A 23571-nucleotide genomic window follows, 5' to 3' on the forward strand; every position below is an offset into this window, starting at 1 on the left:
GCGCGATGCGGTGCAGCAACGTCGCGCCCGCCGGTATCGCGTCAGCGCGCCGCGGCGGCCGCGCCCTGTTTCGGGCCGAGCGCGCGCAGCGTTTCCTTGATCGTCGACACGCGGATCGCGAGATCGGGCGAGCGCGTCTCGATGCGCAACTTGTCCTGGCCCGCGAGCTTGATGTGCCGGTGCTTCTGCACCATCTCGATGATCCGCATCGGATCGATCGGCGGATTCGGCTCGAACTGCAGCCCGATCGCGGCCTCGCTCGCGTCGATCTTCACGATGCCGAGCGGCTTCGCGGCGATCCGCAGCCGATGCGTCTCGACGAGCGCGTGCGCCTGCGGCGGCAGCTTGCCGAAGCGGTCGATCAACTCCTCCTGGATGCCGTCGATCGCGTCGCCGTGCTCGCAGTTCGCGAGCCGCTTGTACAGCGACAGCCGCTCCTGCACGTCCGCGCAGTAGTCGGCCGGCAGGATCGCGGGCGCATGCAGGTTGATTTCCGTCGTCGCGGCGAGCGGGGCGGTGAGGTCGGGCTCCTTGCCGTTCTTCAGCGCCTTCACCGCGTCGTTCAGCATGTCCGTGTAGAGCTGGAAGCCGATCTCGTGGATCTCGCCCGACTGCTTGTCGCCGAGCACCTCGCCGGTGCCGCGGATCTCGAGGTCGTGCATCGCGAGATAGAAACCCGAGCCGAGTTCCTCCATCTGCTGGATCGCCTCGAGCCGGCGCTGCGCCTGCTTGGTCAGCGACTGCGGATCGTGGACCAGCAGGTACGCATAGGCCTGGTGATGCGAGCGGCCGACGCGGCCGCGCAGCTGGTGCAGCTGCGCGAGGCCGAACTTGTCCGCGCGGTGCATGATGATCGTGTTCGCGCTCGGCACGTCGATGCCGGTCTCGATGATGGTCGTGCACAGCAGCACGTTCGCGCGCTGCGCGACGAAATCGCGCATCACGCGTTCGAGCTCGCGCTCGTGCATCTGGCCGTGCGCGATCACGATCCGCGCCTCGGGCACGAGCGCCTCGAGCATCGCCTTGCGGTTCTCGATCGTCTCGACTTCGTTGTGCAGGAAGTACACCTGGCCGCCGCGCTTCAGCTCGCGCAGCATTGCCTCGCGGATCACGCTTTCCTCCTCGCGGCGCACGAAGGTCTTGATCGCGAGCCGCTTTTGCGGCGCGGTCGCGATGACCGAGAAATCGCGCAGCCCTTCGAGCGCCATCCCGAGCGTGCGCGGGATCGGCGTCGCGGTGAGCGTCAGCACGTCGACTTCCGCGCGCAGCGCCTTCAGCGCTTCCTTCTGGCGCACGCCGAAGCGGTGTTCCTCGTCGATGATCACGAGGCCGAGGCGCTTGAACTGCACGTCCGACGACAGCAGCTTGTGCGTGCCGATCACGATGTCGACGCTGCCTTCGTTGATCTGCGCGATCGCCGCGTTCACTTCCTTCGTGGTCTTGAAGCGCGACAGCTCGACGATCCGCACCGGCCAGTCCGCGAAGCGGTCGGCGAAGGTCTGTGTGTGCTGCTCGGCGAGCAGCGTGGTTGGCGACAGCAGCGCGACCTGCTTGCCGCCCAGCACCGCGATGAACGCGGCGCGCAGCGCGACCTCGGTCTTGCCGAAGCCGACGTCGCCGCACACGAGGCGGTCCATCGGCTTGCCGCTCGTCATGTCGCCGATCACGGCCGCGATCGCCGCGGCCTGGTCGGGCGTTTCCTCGAAGCCGAAGCTTTCCGCGAATTTCACGTAGTCGCGCGGGTCGAGCGTGAACGCGTGGCCTTCGCGGGCCGCGCGACGCGCGTACAGATTCAGCAGCTCGGCGGCCGTATCGCGGATCTGCTGCGCGGCCTTGCGCTTCGCGCGTTCCCACTGGCCGGAGCCGAGCGCGTGCAACGGCGCGCTGTCGGGGTCGGCGCCGCTGTAGCGCGAGATCACGTGCAATTGCGCGACGGGCACGTAGAGCTTGCTTTCGCCCGAGTATTCGAGATGCAGGAATTCGGTCTCGCCTTCGCCGAGATCCATCGAGACGAGGCCCAGGTAGCGGCCGATGCCGTGCTGCGAGTGCACGACCGGATCGCCCACCTTCAGCTCCGACAGGTCGCGCACCATCGCGTCGACGTTGCTCGCCTGTTCTTGCCGGCGGCGGCCCGCGCGGCGGCCGAGCGCGCCGTACAGCTCGGTTTCGGTGACGACCGCGTAGCCTTCGCCTGGCACCGCGAAGCCGTTCGCGAGCGGCGCGACGCCGAGCGCGAAACGTTCGTCGCTCGCGAGCCAGCCCGCGAAGTGGTCGTTCGACGCGGGGCGCAGGTGATGCTCGGCGAGCAGTTGCAGGATCGTCTCGCGGCGGCCGGCTGATTCGACGGTCAGCAGCACGCGCTTGCCGGACGTTTCGACGAAGGTGCGCAGCGACGCGAGCGGGTCGTCCGCATGGCGGTCGACGGTCAGCTCGGGCAGCGCGGTTGCCCAGCCGCCGGCCGGCTGCGCGGGCAGCACGACGCGCGCGAACGGTTTCGCGAACGCGAAGAAATCCTCGTCGGACAGGAACAGCCGCTGCGGCTCGAGGATCGGCCGCTCGCGATCGTGCGAGAGGAACGCATGGCGCTGCTTCGTGTCCGCGGTGAAGCGGCGGATCGACGCCTCGAGATCGCCGGTGAACACGAGGTGCGCGTCCTGCGGCAGGTAGTGGAACAGCGTGGCGGTTTCGTCGAAGAACAGCGGCAGGTAGTACTCGATGCCGGCCGACGGCACGCCGTTGCCGATGTCCTTGTAGATCGGCGCGCGGCTCGGGTCGCCTTCGAAGGTTTCGCGCCAGCGGCTGCGGAAGGCCGTGCGCGCGGCTTCGTCGAACGGAAACTCGCGGCCGGGCAGCAGGCGCACGTCGCGCACCGGGTAGAGGCTGCGCTGCGTGTCGGGGTCGAACGCGCGGATCGAGTCGACCTGGTCGTCGAACAGGTCGATCCGGTACGGCAGCGGCGAGCCCATCGGGTACAGGTCGATCAGCGAGCCGCGCACGCAGTATTCGCCGGGCCGCACGACCTGGCTCACGTGCTCGTAGCCGGCCAGCGTCAACTGTGCCTTCAGCTTCGCCTCGTCGAGCCGCTCGCCCTGCGCGAACGCGAACGTGTACGCGGCCATGAACGACGCGGGCGGCATCCGGTACAGCGCGGTGGTCGCGGGCACGAGCAGGATGTCGCAGCGGCCCTCGCCGAGGTCGTGCAGCGTCGCGAGCCGCTCGGACACGAGGTCCTGGTGCGGCGAAAAGGTGTCGTACGGCAGCGTTTCCCAGTCCGGGAGCAGGCGCACGCGCGCGTCGGGCGAGAAATAGCGGATTTCCTGCGACAGCCGCTGCGCGTCGACCGCATTCGCGCAGATCACCGCGAGGAGCGGCACGTCCTGACGGTTGTCGGCGAGATAACGGGCGATGGCGAGCGCGTCGGCGGAGCCGTGCGCGCCGTCGAAGGCGAAGCGCTGGCCGGGCTTGACGCGGGCAACGGGGGAGGCTGACGGGTTGGAAGCGTTATCTGGCATAGGGACGACAGGGGTGGCGTGCACGGGCGCATCGCGGTGCGCCGGTCGAGACGAAAGACCTATTATAAAATCCGCTTCTCGATTTCATCTTTCCGGCGTTTCCCTTCGTGACTCCCCGACTTTTCGCCCTGATTCCCTGTGCCGGCACGGGCAGCCGTTCCGGCTCGGCCGTGCCGAAGCAATACCGCACGCTGGCCGGCCGCGCGCTGCTGCACTACACGCTCGCCGCGTTCGACGCGTGCAGCGAGTTCGCGCAGACGCTCGTCGTGCTCGCGCCCGACGATTCCCATTTCGACGCGCGCCGCTTCGCGGGCCTGCGTTTCGCGGTGCGCCGCTGCGGCGGCGGCTCGCGGCAGGCGTCGGTGCTGAACGGGCTGCTCGAACTGGCCGAATTCGGCGCGACCGACCAGGACTGGGTGCTCGTGCACGACGCGGCGCGCCCGGGCATCACGCCGGCGCTGATCCGCACGCTCGTCGCGACGCTGAAGGACGACCCCGTCGGCGGCATCGTCGCGCTGCCGGTGGCCGATACGCTCAAGCGCGTGCCGGCCGGCGGCGACGCGATCGCGCGCACGGAATCGCGCGACGCGCTGTGGCAGGCGCAGACGCCGCAGATGTTCCGCATCGGCATGCTGCGCGAGGCGATCCTGCGCGCGCAGCGCGAAGGGCACGACCTGACCGACGAGGCCAGCGCGATCGAATGGGCGGGCCACACGCCGCGCGTCGTCCAGGGCAGCCTGCGCAATTTCAAGGTCACGTACCCGGAAGATTTCGCGCTCGCGGAAGCGATCCTGGCGCGTGCCGCGAACGCTTCCTGACATTCACCCCCTCTCAATCGGAACACGCATGGATTTCAGAATCGGACAAGGCTACGACGTGCACCAGCTCGTCGAAGGACGCCCCCTCATCATCGGCGGCGTGACGATTCCGTACGAGCGCGGCCTGCTCGGCCACTCGGACGCGGACGTGCTGCTGCACGCGATCACCGACGCGCTGTTCGGCGCGGCGGCGCTCGGCGACATCGGCCGTCATTTCTCCGACACGGACGCGGCGTTCAAGGGCGCGGACAGCCGCGTGCTGCTGCGTGCGTGCGCCGAGCGCGTGAAGGCGGCGGGTTTCACGATCCAGAACGTCGACAGCACCGTGATCGCGCAGGCGCCGAAGCTCGCGCCGCATATCGACGGGATGCGCGCGAACATCGCGGCCGATCTCGGGCTGCCGCTCGATCGCGTGAACGTGAAGGCGAAGACCAACGAGAAGCTCGGTTATCTCGGCCGCGGGGAAGGCATTGAGGCGCAGGCCGCCGCGCTGCTGGTGAAGCAGGGCGGCTGACGGCTGCCCGCGGCATCGCGCGGTTTGCCCCGCGCGATGCCGCTGCAATGAAAAATGCCACGCGTCGGCGTGGCATCGTCGTTTGAAGCGGGCGCCACGCGGCATGGCTGCCGCACGGCACGCGACCGCTTATTCGCCTTCGGCGGCGATCACCTGTGCGGCGGCGTTGATCACCGACGCGATGCGGCCGACGTCGCGCAACTGCGTGACGGTCATGCCTTGCTCGTTCTTCAGCAGCGCATAGTGCGACTTCACGCAGAAGTGGCACTTGCCGACGATCGACGCGGCGAGCGCGTACATCTCGAACTTGCGCTTGTCGACACCGCCGTGCGTCGCATACGCGCCCATCCGCAGCTCGGCGCGCTGCGTCTTCAGGTCGGCGTCGTCGGCCATCTCGACATACGGATACCAGGTGTTGTTCATCCCCATCAGCGCGGCCGCCGTCAGCACGGCGTTCGTCTCTTCGGGCGACAGCACGCCGGCTTCGCGGATCGTCTTGATGAGCACGGTGCTCTTCGCCGCGATGGCCGCCGCCAGCGCGACGCCCACCGCGTCGGTGCCTTCGAGCGACGAGCGCGAGATCGTGCCGTCGAGGTTCAGGCGAATGTCCTTCGCGTAATCGGGGATACGTGCCTTAATCGAGTCGATGAATTCCATTGATATCTCCTATGGGTTGGCCGTTAAAAAAGCCCGCAGGCAGGACGTGCGCCGCGGGCTTCGTGCATCGATGCGCTTACAGCGTTGCGCCGCCGACTGCACGGTTGCACGGGCACAGTTCGTCCGTCTGCAGGCCGTCCAGAATGCGCAGGACTTCTTCCGGGCTGCGGCCGACGTTCAGGTTGTTCACCGAAACGTGCTGGATCGTGTTGTCCGGATCGACGATGAACGTTGCACGCAGGGCCACGCCGGCTTCCTTGTCGCGCACGCCGAGCTGGTCGATCAGCTCGCCCTTGACGTCGCCGAACGAGTAGTGGTTCAGCTTGTCGAGGTCCTTGTGCTCACGGCGCCATGCGAGCTTGACGAATTCGTTGTCCGAGCTGCCGCCGAGCAGGACGGCATCGCGCTCTTCGAACTGCTTCGTCAGCTTCGCGAACTCGACGATTTCCGTCGGGCACACGAACGTGAAATCCTTCGGATAGAAGTAGATGATCTTCCACTTGCCCGGGAACGACGCTTCGGTGACGGTCTCGAACGCCGACTGGCCGTTTTCCTCGTGATTGTTGAAGCCCGGCTTCGCGGCTACGACGGTGAAAGCTTCGAGTTTATCGCCCACGGTTTTCATGCGGATACTCCTGTGTGAATGGGGAAGAAGACTGAGTCAAGCTACCTCGGTGCTGCAACGATGATGTGACAGCATGAGGCAAACTATAACACTATTAGTAAAACACTTCAATAGATTTTGACTAACGATCCTCATAGCTTTTTTCAACCGGATCGATAGTGTGACGCGCGGGAGGCAGGCGCGAGCGTGTCACGCGGTCGCACGCGCCTTGCCGGCGCCGGGGAATTCGAGCGTGACTTCGAGGCCCGCGTCGGGGTTCCGGTTGCGCAGGCGCAGCGCGCCGCGATAGCGGCCGACGAGCCGCAGCACGATCGCCATCCCGAGGCCCGTGCCGTCCGCCTTGGTGCGTGCGGTGTCGACGCGGTAGAACGGGCGCATCACGAGCGGCAACTGATCCTCGGGGATGCCGGGGCCTTCGTCGCTCACCGACAGCTCGACGCGCGCATGCGACACGCGGGTCTCGACCGTGATGCGCGAGACGCCGTCCTGCTTGCTCTGGCCATACTTGCGCGCATTCTCGACGAGGTTGCCGATCACGCGGCGCATGTCGGTCTCGTCCGCTTCGATGATCGCGCTCGGCGCGAGCCGCGTGCGGATCTCGACGCCGTCCTCGCCCGAGACGCGCGCGGCGACTTCTTGCGCGATCGACGACAGGTCGACCGGCTCGGGCTTGCGCTGCGACGGGCGCGCGTAGTCGATGAAGGCCGCGATGATGCGGTCCATCTGCTCGATGTCGTCGACCATCGCGTCCTTGGTCGCCTGGTCGGACGGGCTCATCTCGGTTTCGAGCCGCAGCCGCGCGAGCGGCGTGCGCAGGTCGTGCGAGATACCCGCGAGCATCAGCGCACGGTCGGCCTCGAGCTGTTCGAGGTCGCGCACCATCTGGTTGAAGCTGCGGTTGGTGTCGGCCGCGACGCCCATCCCGCGCTCGGGCAGCGGTTCGGGCGCCTGGCCCGAACCGACCTGGCGCGCGGCGAGCGCGAGCCGCGAGAACGGCCGGTTCACGAGGCTGGTGATGAACGCGGAGCCGAACAGCGACAGCGCGAGCGCGAACAGCCCCCAGCCGGCCCATTGCAGGCCCGTGACGTTGTCGAGCTGGTCGCGGTCGAGCGCGACCCAGTAATCGTCGTCGTCGATCTTGAAGCTGATCCACACGCCGGGAATGTCGTTGACCGACTGCGCGATCACGGTATCGTCGCCGAGGCGGCTGCGGATGTCGTGTTCGATCAGGCGGTTCAGCGATTCGTCGGGCTGCAGCTTGAACTTGTCGGTCTTTTCGCGCGGGTAGACGCGCACGCCCTCGTTGCTCTCGAGATCCTGCAGCAGCGCGCGCCGCAGATCGGGATCGGAATAGAGCAGGGCGGTGCGCGTGAGCTTGACGACCGCGACGAGCTGCAGCGCGACGCGCTGCGCGCGCGGCTCGCGCTCGATCACGCGAAAGCTCTGGAACCACGCGGCGAGACTGACCGAGATCAGCAGCGCGATCAGCAGGAAGGTGCGCCAGAACAGCCCGCCGAACGCGAGCTGCAGGAGGCGCCGGTCGATACGCATGGGACGGGCCGTGGACGGGCGAAACCGGGAGGGAGAAAGGTCAGGCGGCGCCGTCCGGGATGAACACGTAGCCGAGGCCCCAGACGGTCTGGATGAAGCGCGGGCTGCCCGGATCCGGTTCGATCAGCTTGCGCAGGCGCGAGATCTGCACGTCGAGGCTGCGGTCGAACACTTCGTATTCGCGGCCGCGCGCGAGCTCCATCAGCTTTTCGCGCGACAGCGGCTGGCGCGGATGACGCGCGAACACTTTCAGCACCGAGAATTCGCCGGTCGTCAGCGGGATTTCCTGGCCGGACTTCGTCAGCGTGCGCGTGGCGAGATTCAGCGAGAATTCGCCGAACTCGAACACCTCGGTGGTTTCCGACGGTGCGCCCGGCAGTTCGGCCGGCGCCTGGCGGCGCAGCACCGCATGAATGCGCGCGACGAGTTCGCGCGGATTGAACGGCTTCGGCAGGTAATCGTCGGCGCCCATCTCGAGCCCGACGATGCGGTCGACATCCTCGCCCTTCGCGGTGAGCATGATGATCGGCGTGCGGTCGTTGCTGCCGCGCAGGCGGCGGCAGATCGACAGGCCGTCCTCGCCCGGCAGCATCAGGTCGAGCACGAGCAGGTCGAAACGCTCGCGTACCCAGAGCTTGTTCATCGCGGTCGCGTTTTCGGCGACGTATACGTTGAAACCCTGTTCGCCGAGATAGCGGCGCAGCAGATCGCGCAGGCGAGGGTCGTCGTCAACGACGAGAATCTTGGAGGGGTTTTTCGTTTCCATGATCGGCATCTTATCGCGAATGGGAATTGACGCACGGCCACGTATTTTCGTGCGTTACAGTCGGTTACAAAATTTACCCGTAGTGTCGCGCCGAGTAAAGGCAGGCTATATAGATTCCTTTACTCGAAGCCGAAATTCGGTAGATACTCCCTGCACTCCATCTTTCATCTTTGTACACCCGATTTCCGCAGGGTTTTTCAAGTACCAGAGGTAGCCGGTTGCCGCGTGACGAAGGGAACAAATCGACCAAAGAAGCGAGGACGGTCATGCGATCTTTCCGGATTGCACTGACGCTGACGATCGCGCTCGCCGGTCCGTATGCGTCGAACTTCGCGTATGCGCAGCGCCCCGAGCAGGGCGCACCGTCGCGCAAGCTGCCGCGCGGCAAAGCGCCGCAGCCAGACCGTGCCGCCGAGGCGACGGTTCGTTCCGCCGTGCCCCCCGATCTCGAACAGCGCCGCCGCGACGGGCACATGACGCCCGAAGAGCGGCACCTGTTGCGCCAGCACATCGAAGACGCCGTTCGCGAGTTGTACAAGCGCTGACACGTGCCGTCCTTGCCCTGCGCGGCCCGCCCCGCGCAGAAAGAATTCGTAGCACTTTTTCGGTCAACTTTCGCGTGCCGAATGCCGTTGTACCGGCATCCGCACCGCCGGTGCGTTCCGGGAGAGTCCATGACGATGAAAGCGAACGCTGCCATACCGGCGTCGTCGCCTGCCATGCAGTCGCCGCTCGATGCCGACGACGCGCTGTTTTTCCTCAGTCGCACCGGTTTCTCTCCCGCGCCCGCCGACGTCGCGCGTGTCGTCGGCATGACGCGCGCGCAGATCGTGGCCGACACGCTCGGCAGCGTGCGCCGCGAACCCGTGACGACATGGCCCGACTGGATCGCCGAGCCGCCGCCGACGCGCGCGCAGCGCCAGGCGCTCACGCCCGACATGCGGCGCGACGAGCAGCGCGAGCGCAACCGCCGCTACGATGAATTGCGTGCCGCCTGGGTCAACGAGATGGTCGTCACGCCGTCGCCGCTGACCGAGCGCATGACGCTGTTCTGGCACGGGCACTTCACGTCGGGCCAGGACAAGGTGCCTTACCCGCAGACGATGGCCGCGCAGAACGCGCTGTTTCGCCGCGAGGCGCTCGGCAACTTCGGCACGCTGCTGCATGCGGTCGCGAAGGATCCGGCGATGCTGCAGTATCTCGACGGCGCGAGCAATCGCAAGGGGCGTCCGAACGAGAATTTCGCGCGCGAGGTGATGGAGCTGTTCACGCTCGGCGAAGGGCATTACACGCAGGTCGACGTGACCGAGGCCGCGCGCGCGATGACGGGCTGGACGATCGATCCCGATACGCTGCGCTTCGAGGTGCGGCCCGACACCCACGACGCCGGCGAGAAGACGATTCTCGGCGAAACGGGGCCGTTCGACGGCGACGGCTTTCTCGACATCCTGCTGAAGCGGCCGGGCACCGCGCGTTTCATCGCCGCCAAGTTGTGGCGCGAGTTCGTGTCCGACACGCCCGATCCGGGGGCGCTCGATACGGTCGCCGACCGGTTCCGCGCGAGCGGTTACGACATTCGCGCGGCGCTCGCCGCGCTGTGGTCGACCGACGCGTTCTGGGATCCGCGCAACCGCGGCGTGCTCGTCAAGTCGCCGGCCGAGTTCGTCGTCGGGTCGGTGCGGCTGTTCGACGTGGCGTACGGCGATCCGCAGATGCTCGCGAACACCGTGCGCACGCTCGGGCAGAACCTGTTCTATCCGCCGAACGTCAAAGGCTGGCCGGGCGGCGCGCTGTGGATCAACAGCACCACGCTGCTGTCGCGCAAGCAGTTCGTCGAGCAGTTGTTCCGCGCGACGGAGACGGCCGGCATGCGCGTGCCCGCGCATCCGATGGCGCCGCCGCCGAATGCGCGGACGCATGCGATGCCGGTGGCCGACATGGCGTCCGCGGCCGGCATGCGCGGCACGCCGGCCAGGCCCGCGCGCGGCGGGCTGCGGTTCGACCTCGAACGCTGGCTCGCGCAATATCGCGCGCGGCCGCAGGCAATCGCCGGATTGTCGACCGAGCTTCAGTTGCAGCACGCGGTGCTGCAACTGTCGCCGGTCGCGGCGATCGACACGGATTCGACCGGCAGCGCGTATCTCGAGGCGCTGCTGATGGATCCGGCCTATCAGCTGAAATGATGCAAACGACGACGAAGCGGGGCGCCGCCGCGGCAAACGTGCCGGACGGCGAACCAAAGGATGCGCGATGAACCGACGTGATTTTCTGACGCTGACCGGCGCCGCGGCCGCGGCCGGCGTGTCGATGTGGCAAGCGCCCGCGATCGCCGCTTCCGTGGCGCAGGCGGCGCAGGCGGGGCGGCAACCGGCGGCCGGGTACGCGAACGTGCTGATTCTCGTCGAGCTGAAGGGCGGCAACGACGGCCTCAATACGGTGGTGCCGTACGCGGACCCGCTGTACTACCAGTTCCGGCGCAGCATCGGCATCAAGCGCGAGCAGGTGCTGCAGCTCGACGCGCACACGGGGCTGCACCCGTCGCTCGCGGCGTTGATGCCGCTGTGGCGTGACGGGCAGGTCGCGGTCGTGCAAGGCGTCGGTTATCCGCAGCCGAACCTGTCGCATTTCCGTTCGATCGAGATCTGGGACACCGCATCGCGCTCCGACCAGTATCTGCATGAAGGGTGGCTGACGCGCACGTTCGCGCAGGCGCCCGTGCCGCCCGGTTTCGCGGCGGACGGCGTCGTCCTCGGCAGCGCGGAGATGGGGCCGCTGTCGAACGGCGCGCGTGCGATCGCGCTCGTCAACCCCGCGCAGTTCATCCGGGCGGCGCGGTTCGCCGAGCCGTCGTCGCTGCGCGAGCAGAACCCGGCGCTCGCGCACATCATCGACGTCGAGAACGACATCGTGAAGGCGGCCGACCGGCTGCGGCCGCGCGGCGGCATGCGCGAGTTCAGGACGGCCTTCCCGGCCGGCGCGTTCGGCACGTCGGTGAAGACCGCGATGCAGGTGCTGGCCGCGTGCGAGGCGTCCGGGCCCGGCGCGCAGGATGGCGTCGCGGTGCTGCGTCTGACGCTCAACGGTTTCGATACGCACCAGAACCAGCCGGGGCAGCAGGCTGCGTTGCTCAAGCAGTTCGCGGAAGGGATGAGCGCGATGCGTGGCGCGCTGATCGAACTCGGGCGCTGGAACCAGACGCTCGTGATGACGTATGCGGAATTCGGGCGGCGGGTGCGCGAGAACCAGAGCAACGGCACCGATCACGGTACGGCCGCGCCGCATTTCGTGATGGGCGGCCGCGTGGCCGGCGGACTGTACGGCGCGCCGCCCGCGCTCGGCCGGCTCGACGGCAACGGCAACCTGCCGGTCGCGGTCGATTTCCGCCAGCTTTATGCCACCGTGCTCGGGCCGTGGTGGGGGCTCGACGCGACGCGCGTGCTGCAGCAGCGCTTCGACACGCTGCCGCTGTTGAAGGCGTGACGCGTAAGGGTCAGCGGCGCCGCGACGCGCGCCACGCGATCCACAGTTTGCGGATCGGCGTGAGCGCGATGCGCTGGTGCAGCACCTGGTAGCCGTCGCGCTCGATTTCGTCGAGCAGCGCGCCGGCCAGCGCGATCTGCGCGCGCAGCGTGCGCTGCGCGCGGCGTTCGGACGCGGGGATCGCCGCGTCGGCGGCGGCGAGCGCTTCGCGCGCGCGGGCCGTCTGGAATTGCAGCAATTCGGTGAAGGCCGGGCTGTAGCGGCGATTCAGCAGATCGGCCGCGGTCACGTTGTAGCGCTGCAGTTCGTCGATCGGCAGGTAGATGCGGCCGTGGCGCGCGTCGTTGCCGAGTTCCTGCACGAACTGCGCGAGCATCAGCGCGCGGCCGGCCTCCGCGGCCCACGGCTGCGGGTCGGCCGGGTTCGCGGCACTTGCGCGCGCAACCAGTGACGCGAACGTGCCGCCCGCCTGAGCGATGTAGCGCTGCAGGTTCGCGAAATCGAGGTAGCGCGCCTGTTCGAGATCCATCCCGTAGCCGTTGACGAGCGTGCGCAACGCATCGGCCTCGGCCGCGATCGCCGGGTGATGCTGCGCGAGTGCCTTCGTGACGGGGTGCGACGGCTGCCCGTCGGCCAGCGCCGCGAGTTCCTTGTGCCACCACGCGAGCTTCGTGTGTCCGACGGTCGGGTCGCTGGTTTCCTTGACGGTTTCCTCGAGTTCGCGGCGCAGCGCGAACAGCGCCGTCAGGCGCGGCTGCGTGGCGAGCGGCGCCTGACGCAGCGCGTAGTAGACGCTGGAGCCCGCGGGGGCGGCCTTTTGCTGACAGTAGTCGTCGAAGTTCACGGGCGGAATCGGTGGGGGCGGGTTCGGGGGACGCGCGGCGGCGCGGTGCCGAAACGTCGAGCGCGGCATTCTAGCATCGCTGCACGATGGGTGCCGGCGGGGCGAGACAAGGCCGCACGGATCGGGTAGAATCTCGCGCTCGCCTGATCGGGCGTGCCGGTTTTCGGGCCGGCATGAAAGTCCCGGGCGCGTGGCGCACGCATCTTGCGTGCCGCGCGGTCAGGCGACGGAAATGCGCGTGAGTGGCGAAATTGGTAGACGCACCAGGTTTAGGTCCTGACGCCCGCAAGGGTGTGCCGGTTCGAGTCCGGCCTCACGCACCAGAAGTCGGATACGCACCCGTCAAGGGGCGGTTCCCCAAAAATGCGCTGCCGGTCGACTGACCGCAGCGCTTTTTTCGTTTGATGGCCGTTTTTCTTGCCGGGACGCAGGTCCATATGGACGCACACGGAAATTCGGCCGCGTGTAATGTGTCATATCGCGATCGAATACAAGAAGCACAAATACACCGAGGGGCCGCCGATGAAGAACACCCTACCCATCCCGATTTCCGTTCTGGCGCTGATGCTGTCCGCGCCGGCCATGGCCAATACGCCGGCCGACAACGTCGCATGGAGCGCGAGGCCCGTGCAGACGGTTGCATCGCCGTCGGCATGCTCCGCGTATTCCGGGCGGGTGATGTTGAACGGCGAGCCGTTGTCGACCGAGGGTGTGCTGAAAGTGCTCGGCACGTCGCTGGCTGGCGCCGCACTGGGTGCCGTCGTCGGCGGATATCAGGGCGCGGCGCCCAATCCGTGCCCGCGTCCCGGCCTGTGACCGGCGTGCGAGCGAATCGCGGGGTTCGCCGCTTCATCTGCAACAAGCCCGGTACCAGGCGCGCCTACTCCCAGAAACTTCGGATCGCGACCGCCACGATCACCGGCACCGAGAACACCAGCGGAATGGCGAAATACTGCGCTTCGCGATCGACGACCCAACTGTAGATCACCCACGCCGCGCCGATCGCGAACGTGATGAGGCCGACCGTGACGGCGGCGATGTTCAGGACCAGCTTCGACGGCTGGCGGCGCGTTCTGGTGTTGTCGTTGTCATCGCGCGGGGACGATTTCATCGGAAGAGTGCGGCCTCGAGCCGGAACAGGGGTAAAGGCACAGGAAACCCCATCCGCACGGATCGCGCAAGGGCCGGCGCGGGCCGGCCCCGTCACGTCCGTTCCCGCGCGTTACAACCCGAACGACGCAGCCAGTTCGTCCAGCAGCGCGCGCTGGAACGCGACGAACCGTTCACCCGGCTGCTGGGCGATCGCGAGATCGAGCATCGGATCGGCGACGTCGGTGCGAATGCCGGCCAGTTCCTCGACGATCGCGAGTCCGCAGAATGGCACGTATGCCTCCGAATAGCCGCCTTCATGGACGATCACGAGCCGCCCGCCGCAATGGCGTTGCGCGGCCTCCTTCACCGCACGCGTCATGAACCGGTAGCTGTCGGTATGCAGTTGCATGCGCGCGAGCGGATCGACGGCGCTCGCGTCGAGGCCGCTTGCGATGACGATCAGCTCGGGCCGGAAGCGCTCCAGCGCAGGCAGCACGATTCGCTCGAACGCGTAGCGATACGCGTCGTCGCCGCTGCCGGCGAGCAGCGGCACGTTCAGGTTCGCGTCGATACCCGCGCCTTCGCCGCGATCGTCCGCGCCGCTGTAGCCGGGCGGAAAGCAGCGGTCCTGGTGCAGCGAGATCGTCAGCGTGTCAGGGTCGTCGTAGTAGATCGACTGCGTGCCGTTGCCGTGATGCACGTCCCAGTCGATCACCGCGACGCGCTCGATGCCGTGTTTCGCGCGCGCGGCCTCGATGGCGATCGGAATGTTCGCCAGCATGCAGAAGCCCATCGGACGGTCGCGCAGGCAGTGGTGGCCGGGCGGCCGCGACAGCGAGAACGCGTTGGCCGCGTGCTCGCCGACGACCGCATCGACGGCCGCGATCGCGAGGCCGGCGGACAGCGCGGCGATCTCGTAGCTGCCCTTGCCGAACGGCGCGAGATCGCCGAGGTCGCCGCCATTCGCGTCGCTGAGTGCGCGGAACGCGTCGAGATAGTGCGCCGGATGAATGCGCAGCAGGTCGGTGCTCGTCGCCGGCTCGGCGCCGCGCAGGTCGAGTTGCGCGGCCAGGCCCGATGCCTGGACGAGCGACAGGAAGCGGCGCTTCGAGTCGGGCGATTCCGCGTAGCCCGCGCTCGACGGCGGCTGGACCCAGCCGCCGACCGGGAAGAACAGCGCGTGCGTGCCGCCGGTATGCCAGAAGGTGCGTTCGTCGGTGAAGAAGGCAGTGCGATTCATGGATGCGTGACCTGTCACGGTTGGGGGGAAGCGGAGGCGCGCGCGCGGCGATCGATATGGCGCAGCGCGGCGAACGACACGATCGCGACGGCCGTCGCGGCGATGAACAACGTGCGCATCGTGCTGCCGGCGTCGAGCATCAGCCCGGCAAGCAGCGGGCCGGCGGCAAGGCCGGCGCCGATCACGAAATTGAGCGTGGCGACGAGCCGGCCCGACGTGTCGATCTGCGCGACCGTCGCGAGGATGAACGGCAGCACGAACGTCCACGCGAACTTGAACGCGAAGATCGCCGCGCTGTAGCCGCCGGTGTCATGCATCGCGGCGAGCGCGACGAGCGACGCCGCGAGCAGCGCGTAACCGGCCGCGAGCATCGCGCGTCGCGCGAGCCGGCCGCCCGCGCACGACGCGAGCGCCGCGCCGGCGATCCCCATCACGCTCGCGATCGCGAGCACGTTGCCGGTCGACTGCGGATCGAGCCCGGCGTCGGCCGCCGCGCGGCTCGCGAACGTCCACACGCTGCCGATCGCGAGATAGAACGTCAGCACCGCGCCGATGGCGAGCACGACGCAGCTTCGCGGCGTCTGCATCGCATCGCCGCGTGCGGTGCGCGCGGCTGCCGTCCGCGTACCGAGCGACGACGGAAAGCCGCGCGACAGCGGCGCCGCGAGCAGGGCGAGCCCGGTGAGCGCCACGTACAGCGCGCGCAGCCCGAACGCGGCGAACACGTGCGGCAGCACGAACAGGCCGATCGCCCCCGCGATCAGCTGGCCGACGACCCACAGGCCGTACACACGGTCGCTGTTCTCGCTCGTCGCCGCGCTTGTCATGCAGAGCACCATCAGCGAACCGCCGCCGAGCGCGGTGACGGCCCGCAGCGCGAGCAGCGCGGCGAAGCCGGGCATCCACAGTGCGGTCAGCAGGTTGCCCGCGCCGAACAGCGCGATCGCGAAGGCGGCGACGCGGCGCGCGTCGACCCGGCCGAGCCACAGGTACGACGGCACGGTCGCGAGGCTGAACGCACCGAGTTCGACGAAGAAGTAGGTGCCGATCTGCGACGCCGACAAGCCGAGTTGCGTCGCGAGCTGACCGGCCACGGCCGGTGCAACGAGCAGCAGGAGCGGCGTGATGGCCGCGAACACGACGAGCGCGGCGAGCGTCGAGCGGGCGAAGGCCGGCGCACGGCCGTCGGGCGAGCATGCGGCATCCGGGGACAGGGTTTTCATGGCGGGATCTCGTTGGGGGAAGTCAGAACAGGTGGTACATGCCGACCATCGCGCCGAACTGCGACGCGCCGGCGAGCGGTGTCGGGTCGTACTCGTAGACGGTTTGCGAGCTCTGGCCGCTGTTGCGCGCGTAGCCGAGGTTCACGTACGCGACCGTGCGTTTCGACAGCGCGTACGTGGTGCTCGCGATGAACAGCGTCGGGTGGCCGATGGCGGGCGTGTGCGAATCGGTGTGGTAGACGCCCGCGTTCAGGCCGATCCCGCTCGACGTCTGGTAGCGCGCACCGCCCCAGACGATCGTGCGCGCCGCATCGAGGTCGCCGGTCAGGCGTTCGACGCCCGCATAGACGGTGAGCGGCAGCGTGGCGAACGCATAACGCGCGGCGAGCGTACCGAGTTCGCGGCGCCGCGCGGACGCGTCGTCGGCCGCCGACACGTCGCCGTGCGCCTGATGCAGCACCGCGCTGACCGACAGCCCGTTGCTCGTGTACTGGCCGCCGAGTTCGAGCACGCGTCCGGCGCGGGTATTGCCGGCGACGCCGGACGTCGCGGCGAGCGCCTCGACGTCGACACCCGCGAACGTCGGCGACTGGTACTTCACCGAATGGTCGATGAAGTTCGCCTGCATCGGCACGAGCACGCCCTGGCCGCTGTAAGACGCGTACCAGAGCGGGTCGTAGAACAGCGTCTTGTCGAACAGCACGCTGAACTGCCGGCCGAGCGTGACGGTGCCGACGGGCCCCGCGATGCCGACGTACGCGCCGCGGAAGAACGCGTAGCCCGGTGCGGTCGCGGTGCCGTCGTTGACGTTGAGGCCCTGTTCGAGCTTGAACAGCGCGCGCCAACCGCCGCCGAGATCCTCGTGGCCCTTGATCCCGACCTGCGAAGGCAGGATGCCGTAGTTCTGCAACTGCACGGCCGAGTGGCGTCCGTCGGCATGCGTCAGGTATTGCACGCCGGCGTCGAGCGCGCCGTACAGGGTGAGGGCCGACTGCGCCTGCGCGGCGGCACTGCACGCGGCAAGCGTCGCGGTGGCCGCCGCCGTGCGGATGAAGCGGGATTTCGTCACGTGGGGTTCTCCATGCCGTGCTGCATCGGTGTGTCGTTGGTGTGGTCGCGACGCAGTGTCCGCAGCGGGAAAACCGTCGAACAGTCGTCCAGATGAACGGTGCGGAAAACCCGCGGTGCACGGCGTCGGCGCGGAGCGAAGCCGCGCAGCGGCGTGCTGCGGAGCAGCAACGTGCCGTGCACCGTTCAAATGGATGGGGCTGGCGCCCGTTCCGGCGCCGTGGCCCGCCAAAAAAGCCGCTGGCTATAATCGGCCGGTGCCGTTGCGCACATCAGCAGCCCGATCGGGCAGGGGAGCGGAAGGTGAGGATCACGACGGATATCGGGCAGGATCTCGACGCGCTGCGCGACGTACCGGCCGCCATCGTGCTCGACGAATTCGCGTGGCCGCCGTTGCCGTCCCGGCGCGCCGATTTCGACGGCGTCACGCGCGGCGACGCGGCACAGCGCGAACTCGGCCTCATGCTGCTCGACCTGTACGCCGTGGCCGCGCAATCCGGCATCGGCGAATTCGAATGCCGGTTCTTTGCGCTGCTGCAGGCGCTCATTCCGTTCGACGCCGCGTGGACCGGCGTCGCGACCCACGCGCCGACCGGCCCCGTGATGCACAACAGCTTCCTGTACCGTTTGCCGCACGCGTTCTTCATCGACTGGAAGCGCGTGCGCGATTGCGATCCGCTCGCGCACCGCACGCTGCACGGCGCGCCTGGTCGCGCGGTGCGGCTCACGGTCGTCGAGCCCGGGCTCGATGCACGGTTTCGCGACTGGTGCGTGAAGTACGGGCTCGCGCAGCTGATGTGCGTATCCACGCTCGATCGCCGTTTCGGCCTGACGACGTTCATGTCGATTTACCGGCAGGGGCTCAATCGTCCGTTCGGCGACGACGATGCGCGTCGCTTCGAGGAGGTGATTCCGCATCTCGCGGCCGCGTTGACGATCAATCGCGCCGCGCAGCTCACGCGCGAGCGCGCCGAGACGGCGGCGCCGGCGGCGCGCGCGCTGTGCGACAGCTTCGGGGTGCTCCACCATGCCGATCACGGTTTCGACGACGTACTGCGCACCGAGTGGCCGGCCTGGGCCGGCGCGCGCGTGCCGGAGCCGCTCGTCGCGCACCTGCGGCGCCAGTCGGGCCAGCCTTTCGTCGGCGACGCGCTGCGCATCCAGTGCGTGCCCGTCGCGGGGCTGTTCCAGATCGAAGCGCGGCCGCGCTCGCTGCTCGACCGGCTGAGCCCGCGCGAGCTCGCGGCGATCCGCTATTACGGCGCCGGGCGGTCGCACAAGGAGGTCGCGCAACAGATGGCCATTTCGCCGACCACCGTGCGCCACTACCTGCGCTGCGCGTACCGCAAGCTCGGCATGCACGACAAGAGCCAGATCGCGGGCGTGCTGGGCGCCACGGGCGGCGTGGCCGACGACGCGCCCCTCGATGCCGGCGGCGTGCCGCGCTGACGCGAACGAGCGCGAGCGGGGGCGTGTGGCCCATTCCCGTGTGAATGGTTGTGCCCGCAACCATTGAGCGTTATGCTCGTCAGCTCCCAGGAGACGGAATTCCATCATGAACGACACGAATTCAGGGTCGGTGCGCGCGGCGGTGGTCGGTGTCGGTGCGATCGGCGGATTGCTCGCGGCCGCGCTGTCGCGGGCCGGCATGACCGTGAGCGCATACGCGCGCGGCGCGACGCTCGACGCGCTGAACACGCACGGCGTGCGCGTGATCGACGAAGGCGGCGATGCCGCGTCGGTGCCGGTGCGGGCGAGCGACGATGCGCATGCGCTCGGCGTGCAGGACTACGTGGTGATCGCGCTGAAGGCGCAGGCGCTGCCGGCGCTGGCTGCGCGCATTGCGCCGCTGGTCGGGCCCGACACCGTGATCGTCGCGGCGATGAACGGGTTGCCGTGGTGGTTCACGCACGGGCTCGCGGGCTCGCTCGACGGCGTGCCGCTCGATGCGGTCGACCCGGCCGGCGCGGTGTCCGCCGCGTTGCCGCCCGCGCAGGCGATCGGCTGCGTCGTGCATCTGTCGTCGAGTACCGACGCGCCGGGCGTCGTGCGCCGCGGGCGCGGCAACCGGCTGATCGTCGGCGCGCCGGATCAGCGGCTCGCCGCGGCCACGGCGCGGTTTGCCGCGGCGCTTGCCGCGGGCGGTTTCGACGTCGAGTCGACGCCCGCGATTCGGGCCGAGATCTGGACGAAGCTGTGGGGCAACATGAACATGAATCCGCTGAGTGCGCTGACCGGGTCGACGGCCGAGCAGTTGCTCGACGATCCGTTCACGCAGGCACTCGCGCTGCGGATGATGGAGGAGGCGGCCGCGATCGGCGCGAAGCTCGGCCTGTCCACGGGGATGAGCGGGCCCGAGCGGATCGCGGTCACGCGCAAGCTCGGTGCGTTCAAGACGTCGATGCTGCAGGATGTCGAGGCAGGACGGTCGCTCGAGATCGGGCCGATCCTCGGCGTATTCCCGGAGCTCGGCCGCAAGCTTGGCGTGCCGACCCCGTACTGCGACGCGGTGCTCGGACTGTTGCGCCAGCGCGCGGCGAACAGCGGGCTCTAGCGCGTGCCGGGCGCCGCCAGGCGCCGCCGCACGGCAGCGGCGAAGCGCGGGACGTTCGCCGCGCCCGCCGCATGACGCAAAGCGGGCCACCCGCGTTGCCGGTCAAGCAACGTGGGCGGCCCGTCGAATTCGTCGGATCAATAGGGCTGGCGCGGCGCTCCTGATTCGGCTCAGTCGTCCCGCTCGGTGGCGTGCGCGACGACCTTGTCGAGCAGCCGTTCGAACGTCTGGCGTTCGCCGTCGGACAGGCAGGCCAGCAGGCCGTCGTTCCACTTGCGCACGATCGGCATGATCTTGCGGTGCAGCGCGCGGCCGTCGGCGGTCAGCGCGATCAGCACGATCCGGCCATCCTCCTCGCTCGCGCTGCGCTCGAGCAGGCCCTGGCGCAACAGCGCCTCGGCTGCGCGGCTTGCCTGGCTCTTGTCGAGATTGGTGTGACGCGCGAGATCCATGATCGAGAACGGACCGAACGCACCGACGGCGGCGATCACGCGCGCCTCGGGCAGCGAGATGTCGAGCTTGTGCCGGTACACCTCGCCGATCCCGCGGTCGGAGCGCTTCGTGAGCGCATGGAGGCGATAGGTCAGAAACTGATCGAGCCCGGCTTGACGGCCTTTCATGTCGAATCCTGAAGAAAAAGGGCGGGCCCGATTGTTCCTGTATCGCACGCTCGGGTCAACGGTCAGTGTGCACCGTATTTCAGGCGCGTCAATTGTTCCGCTTCGTTCGCGAGCAGATTGGCCGCGTCGCGGATCGCGACGTCGAGCGTGATCGGCCCGGGAGCCGGCGAGAAGCAGCCGGAAAAATGCTCGGAGAGGCGCGGCAGCGCGGCCGGATCGATCGCGCCCGACAGCAGCGATGCGGGCACGCCGGCGGCCCGCGCGTGACGGCACGCGATGAACGGCGCCTTGCCGTGCAGCGTCTGCACGTCGGAGCGGCCTTCGCCGGTGATCAGCCAGTCGGCGCCGGCGAGCGCGGCGTCGAGTCCGACCTGGCGCGCGACGACTTCGGCGCCCGCTTCGAACCGCGCGCCGAGCATGTGCAGCGCGAAACCGAGGCCGCCCGCGGCGCCCGCGCCCGGCAGGTCGCGGCCGCGGCGGTCGAGCGCGGTTTCGAGCAGGTCGGCGAAGCGGGCGAGCGCGGCGTCGAGGGTCGCAACCTGCTCGGGCGTCACACCCTTTTGCGGGCCGAACACGGCGGTCGCACCGTGCGCGCCCGTCAGCGGGTTGTCGACGTCGGACATGCCGACGAATTCCGTGTCCTTCAGGCGCGGGTCGAGTGCCGACGCGTCGATGCGCGCGATATCCGCGAGCCGCGACGGCACGGGCTCGACCGGCTGGCCGCCGGCGTCGAAGCACTGCAGGCCGAGGCCGGCGAGCAGGCCGGCGCCCGCGTCGTTGGTGCTGCTGCCGCCGAGCGCGACGAAGAAGCGGCGCACGCCGTCGTCGAGCAGCGCGCGGATCGCCTCGCCCATTCCGCGCGTGCTGCGCGCGTCGACCGGCACGCTCATGCCGACCGCGTCGGTAATGCCGACGATCTCGGCCGTCTCGACGATCGCCGTGCGCGCGTCGATCACGCCGACCGCCGCGTCGCGTGCCGCGAGCGACGCGCCGGCCACCCGCAGCGTGCGCCGCGTGCCGCCGCCCGCCAGCATCGCGTCGAGCGTGCCTTCGCCGCCGTCGGCCATCGGGCAGCAGCGCACGACCGCGTCGGGCCGCGCGCGGCGGATGCCGGTGGCGATCGCGTCCGCGACCTGTTCGGCGGAAAGCGAACCTTTGAACGAATCGGGCGCGATGACGACGACAGGCGCGGACGGGTGTTGCGGCATGGTGTCTCCGGAAGGCGTGATTGGTGTGAAGAATGGCGGGACCGTCATGGCGGGTCACGCTCCATCGGAGCTTACAGGATGGCGGGGCTGGGGAGGATACGGCGTTCGGCATAGCCGCGATCCGCTCGCATTGCGGTGCGAGGGGCTGTCTGCCCGGCGGGGATGCAGGTGCGACGTGCTGATCTGGCGGTACGAGGAAAATTGTTTGCTAGAATAGTCGATTCTTCCGGCCAAAGCCGTGCTCCGAGCCGCTTGCGCTAGCCATCCGGCGCGTGCAGGGATGGCGTGGCGCTCCGGCGCGGCGAGCGCGTGCGACGCACCGCGGCCGCAGGCAGGCACGGCAAGGAAAACCCGATTCGCTCGAATAATTTTAGGACGATTGAAGCCATGGCTAACGTTGTTGAGAACCTCGGCAAGCTTGAACGCCGCGTGACGATTTCCCTGCCGAAAGACACGGTGCAGAAGGAAATCGACGCCCGTATCCAGAAACTCGCGAAGAACGTGCGCATGCCGGGTTTCCGCCCGGGCAAGGTGCCGCTGAAGATGGTCGCGCAACAGTACGCGGGTCAGGTCGAGGCGGAAGTGCTGAGCGACAAGATCGGCCAGGAATTCTTCACGATCAGCCGCGCGGAAAACCTGCGCGTCGCCGGCCAGCCGAGCTTCGAGCCGAAGCAGGAACAGGCCGAGGACGCATACGCGTTCGACGCGACGTTCGAGGTCTACCCGGAAGTGAAGATCGGCGATCTGGCGACGGCTGAAGTCGAGCGCTCGACGACGTCGATCGGCGACGCCGAAATCGACCGCACGCTGGACATCCTGCGCAAGCAGCGCGTGCACTTCCACGCCCGCGGCGAAGCCGGCGAGCACGGCGACGGCGGCGCGGACACCGCAGCGAAGAACGGCGACCGCGTGACGGTCGACTTCGTCGGCAAGATCGACGACGTCGCGTTCCAGGGCGGCACGGCCGAAGATTTCCCGTTCGTGCTCGGCGAAGGCCGGATGCTGCCGGAATTCGAAACGGCGGCGCTGGGCCTGAAGGTCGGTGAACAACGCACGTTCGACCTGAAGTTCCCTGAGGATTACCACGGTAAGGACGTCGCCGGCAAAACGGCACAGTTCACGGTCACGATGAAGAAGATCGAGTGGCCGCACCTGCCGGAAATCGACGCCGAATTCGCGAAGTCGCTCGGCATCGAAGACGGCGACCTCACGAAGATGCGCGCCGAGATCAAGGAAAACCTCGAGCGCGAAGCGAAGCGCCGCACGCAGTCGATCGTCAAGAACCAGGTGATGGACGCGCTGCTGAAGATCTCCGAACTCGAGGTGCCGAAGGCGCTGATCGAGCAGGACCAGCAACGCCTCGTCGAAATGGCTCGCCAGGATCTGGCGCAGCGCGGCGTGCCGAACGCGAAGGACGCGCCAATCCCGGCGGAAATGTTCGCCGAGCAGGCCGAGCGTCGCGTGAAGCTGGGCCTCGTGCTGGCCGAACTCGTGAAGGCAAACGGCCTGGAAGCGAAGCCGGAACAGATCCGCGCGGAAGTCGACGAGTTCGCGAAGAGCTACGAAGACCCGAAGGAAGTGGTCCGCTGGTATTATTCCAACCAGCAGCGCCTCGCCGAGATGGAAGCGTTCGTCGTTGAAAGCAACGTCGTCGATTTCGTGCTGGGCAAGGCGAAGGTGACGGACAAGGAAGTGAGCTTCGAGGCACTCGCGAGCGCATCGGCGCAAGCGTAAGTGCTGCTCTAGCGGCGTGCCGGCTGTCGGAGCGACGGCCCGCACGCCGTTTTTACGTCAAGCGC

At 68.3% G+C, this 23571-nt stretch carries 21 protein-coding genes and 1 tRNA gene; 10 read left to right on the plus strand and 12 right to left on the minus strand.

The window, feature by feature from the left end; all coding sequences use genetic code 11:
• Window positions 1-41 precede the first annotated feature (41 nt).
• Complete coding sequence (gene mfd, locus AC0KUR_RS23570; protein ID WP_034188785.1) at window positions 42-3512, minus strand: transcription-repair coupling factor; 3471 nt, start codon at window positions 3510-3512, stop codon at window positions 42-44.
• A 107-nt stretch (window positions 3513-3619) separates the two neighbouring features.
• On the opposite strand from mfd, the gene ispD reads away from it, so the two are divergent.
• Window positions 3620-4330: a 2-C-methyl-D-erythritol 4-phosphate cytidylyltransferase gene (gene ispD, locus AC0KUR_RS23575; protein ID WP_059561773.1), complete on the plus strand. Its 711-nt coding sequence runs from the start codon at window positions 3620-3622 to the stop codon at window positions 4328-4330.
• 28 nt (window positions 4331-4358) lie between these two features.
• Window positions 4359-4844: a 2-C-methyl-D-erythritol 2,4-cyclodiphosphate synthase gene (ispF, locus tag AC0KUR_RS23580; RefSeq protein ID WP_034188783.1), complete on the plus strand. Its 486-nt coding sequence runs from the start codon at window positions 4359-4361 to the stop codon at window positions 4842-4844.
• Between the two features lie 129 nt (window positions 4845-4973).
• On the opposite strand, the gene AC0KUR_RS23585 is transcribed toward ispF, so the two are convergent.
• The 4 genes from AC0KUR_RS23585 to ompR all read right to left on the minus strand — a co-directional run bounded on the left by AC0KUR_RS23585 (window position 4974) and on the right by ompR (window position 8452).
• Window positions 4974-5501: a carboxymuconolactone decarboxylase family protein gene (locus AC0KUR_RS23585; RefSeq protein WP_011352388.1), complete on the minus strand. Its 528-nt coding sequence runs from the start codon at window positions 5499-5501 to the stop codon at window positions 4974-4976.
• Window positions 5502-5577: 76 nt separating this feature from the next.
• Entirely contained in the window at window positions 5578-6126 is a 549-nt protein-coding gene (locus AC0KUR_RS23590; RefSeq protein WP_006478563.1) for a peroxiredoxin, read from the minus strand.
• A 189-nt stretch (window positions 6127-6315) separates the two neighbouring features.
• Window positions 6316-7677, minus strand: coding sequence for an ATP-binding protein (locus AC0KUR_RS23595; RefSeq protein ID WP_034188781.1), 1362 nt, complete (start codon window positions 7675-7677; stop codon window positions 6316-6318).
• A 40-nt stretch (window positions 7678-7717) separates the two neighbouring features.
• Window positions 7718-8452: an osmolarity response regulator transcription factor OmpR gene (gene ompR, locus AC0KUR_RS23600; protein ID WP_006478565.1), complete on the minus strand. Its 735-nt coding sequence runs from the start codon at window positions 8450-8452 to the stop codon at window positions 7718-7720.
• A 257-nt stretch (window positions 8453-8709) separates the two neighbouring features.
• Here ompR and AC0KUR_RS23605 point away from each other — a divergent pair, with 257 nt between their 5' ends.
• From AC0KUR_RS23605 to AC0KUR_RS23615, 3 genes are all read left to right on the plus strand, one after another.
• On the plus strand, window positions 8710-8988 hold the full coding sequence (locus AC0KUR_RS23605) for a hypothetical protein (RefSeq protein WP_034188780.1): 279 nt from the start codon (window positions 8710-8712) through the stop codon (window positions 8986-8988).
• A 135-nt stretch (window positions 8989-9123) separates the two neighbouring features.
• Complete coding sequence (locus AC0KUR_RS23610; protein ID WP_034188983.1) at window positions 9124-10626, plus strand: DUF1800 domain-containing protein; 1503 nt, start codon at window positions 9124-9126, stop codon at window positions 10624-10626.
• Between the two features lie 67 nt (window positions 10627-10693).
• The gene (locus AC0KUR_RS23615) at window positions 10694-11923 is read left to right on the plus strand and encodes a DUF1501 domain-containing protein (protein ID WP_473376485.1); all 1230 of its coding nucleotides are present in this window, start codon (window positions 10694-10696) and stop codon (window positions 11921-11923) included.
• Window positions 11924-11933: 10 nt separating this feature from the next.
• Here the strand turns inward: AC0KUR_RS23615 and hpnD are convergent, their stop codons facing one another.
• Window positions 11934-12767, minus strand: coding sequence for a presqualene diphosphate synthase HpnD (gene hpnD, locus AC0KUR_RS23620; protein WP_034188778.1), 834 nt, complete (start codon window positions 12765-12767; stop codon window positions 11934-11936).
• 236 nt (window positions 12768-13003) lie between these two features.
• On the opposite strand from hpnD, the gene AC0KUR_RS23625 reads away from it, so the two are divergent.
• Both AC0KUR_RS23625 and AC0KUR_RS23630 read left to right on the plus strand, forming a co-directional pair.
• A tRNA-Leu gene (locus AC0KUR_RS23625) sits at window positions 13004-13090 on the plus strand.
• Window positions 13091-13289: 199 nt separating this feature from the next.
• Window positions 13290-13583, plus strand: coding sequence for a hypothetical protein (locus tag AC0KUR_RS23630; RefSeq protein ID WP_473376486.1), 294 nt, complete (start codon window positions 13290-13292; stop codon window positions 13581-13583).
• Window positions 13584-13647: 64 nt separating this feature from the next.
• Here AC0KUR_RS23630 and AC0KUR_RS23635 read toward each other — a convergent pair whose 3' ends face one another.
• The 4 genes from AC0KUR_RS23635 to AC0KUR_RS23650 form a co-directional block, all read right to left on the minus strand.
• Window positions 13648-13878 (minus strand): hypothetical protein, encoded by a 231-nt coding sequence (locus AC0KUR_RS23635; RefSeq protein WP_034188777.1) that lies wholly within the window; start codon window positions 13876-13878, stop codon window positions 13648-13650.
• Between the two features lie 111 nt (window positions 13879-13989).
• Window positions 13990-15099 (minus strand): class II histone deacetylase, encoded by a 1110-nt coding sequence (locus AC0KUR_RS23640; RefSeq protein WP_226252775.1) that lies wholly within the window; start codon window positions 15097-15099, stop codon window positions 13990-13992.
• A gap of 14 nt (window positions 15100-15113) precedes the next feature.
• The gene (locus tag AC0KUR_RS23645) at window positions 15114-16322 is read right to left on the minus strand and encodes an MFS transporter (RefSeq protein WP_343727398.1); all 1209 of its coding nucleotides are present in this window, start codon (window positions 16320-16322) and stop codon (window positions 15114-15116) included.
• A gap of 22 nt (window positions 16323-16344) precedes the next feature.
• A complete protein-coding gene (locus AC0KUR_RS23650; protein WP_034188774.1) occupies window positions 16345-17391 on the minus strand; it encodes a porin in 1047 nt (348 codons plus the stop codon).
• Between the two features lie 302 nt (window positions 17392-17693).
• Here AC0KUR_RS23650 and AC0KUR_RS23655 point away from each other — a divergent pair, with 302 nt between their 5' ends.
• Together AC0KUR_RS23655 and AC0KUR_RS23660 are read left to right on the plus strand one after the other, a co-directional pair.
• Entirely contained in the window at window positions 17694-18839 is a 1146-nt protein-coding gene (locus AC0KUR_RS23655; RefSeq protein ID WP_034188772.1) for a helix-turn-helix transcriptional regulator, read from the plus strand.
• 106 nt (window positions 18840-18945) lie between these two features.
• Window positions 18946-19944: a 2-dehydropantoate 2-reductase gene (locus tag AC0KUR_RS23660; protein WP_059561755.1), complete on the plus strand. Its 999-nt coding sequence runs from the start codon at window positions 18946-18948 to the stop codon at window positions 19942-19944.
• A 170-nt stretch (window positions 19945-20114) separates the two neighbouring features.
• On the opposite strand, the gene AC0KUR_RS23665 is transcribed toward AC0KUR_RS23660, so the two are convergent.
• Entirely contained in the window at window positions 20115-20564 is a 450-nt protein-coding gene (locus AC0KUR_RS23665) for a MarR family winged helix-turn-helix transcriptional regulator (protein WP_034188770.1), read from the minus strand.
• A gap of 62 nt (window positions 20565-20626) precedes the next feature.
• The gene (locus AC0KUR_RS23670) at window positions 20627-21772 is read right to left on the minus strand and encodes a glycerate kinase (protein ID WP_124608916.1); all 1146 of its coding nucleotides are present in this window, start codon (window positions 21770-21772) and stop codon (window positions 20627-20629) included.
• Window positions 21773-22159: 387 nt separating this feature from the next.
• On the opposite strand from AC0KUR_RS23670, the gene tig reads away from it, so the two are divergent.
• The gene (tig, locus tag AC0KUR_RS23675) at window positions 22160-23506 is read left to right on the plus strand and encodes a trigger factor (RefSeq protein WP_034188768.1); all 1347 of its coding nucleotides are present in this window, start codon (window positions 22160-22162) and stop codon (window positions 23504-23506) included.
• Window positions 23507-23571: the final 65 nt, after the last annotated feature.

Source organism: Burkholderia sp. YHN3-13, assembly GCF_055810675.1.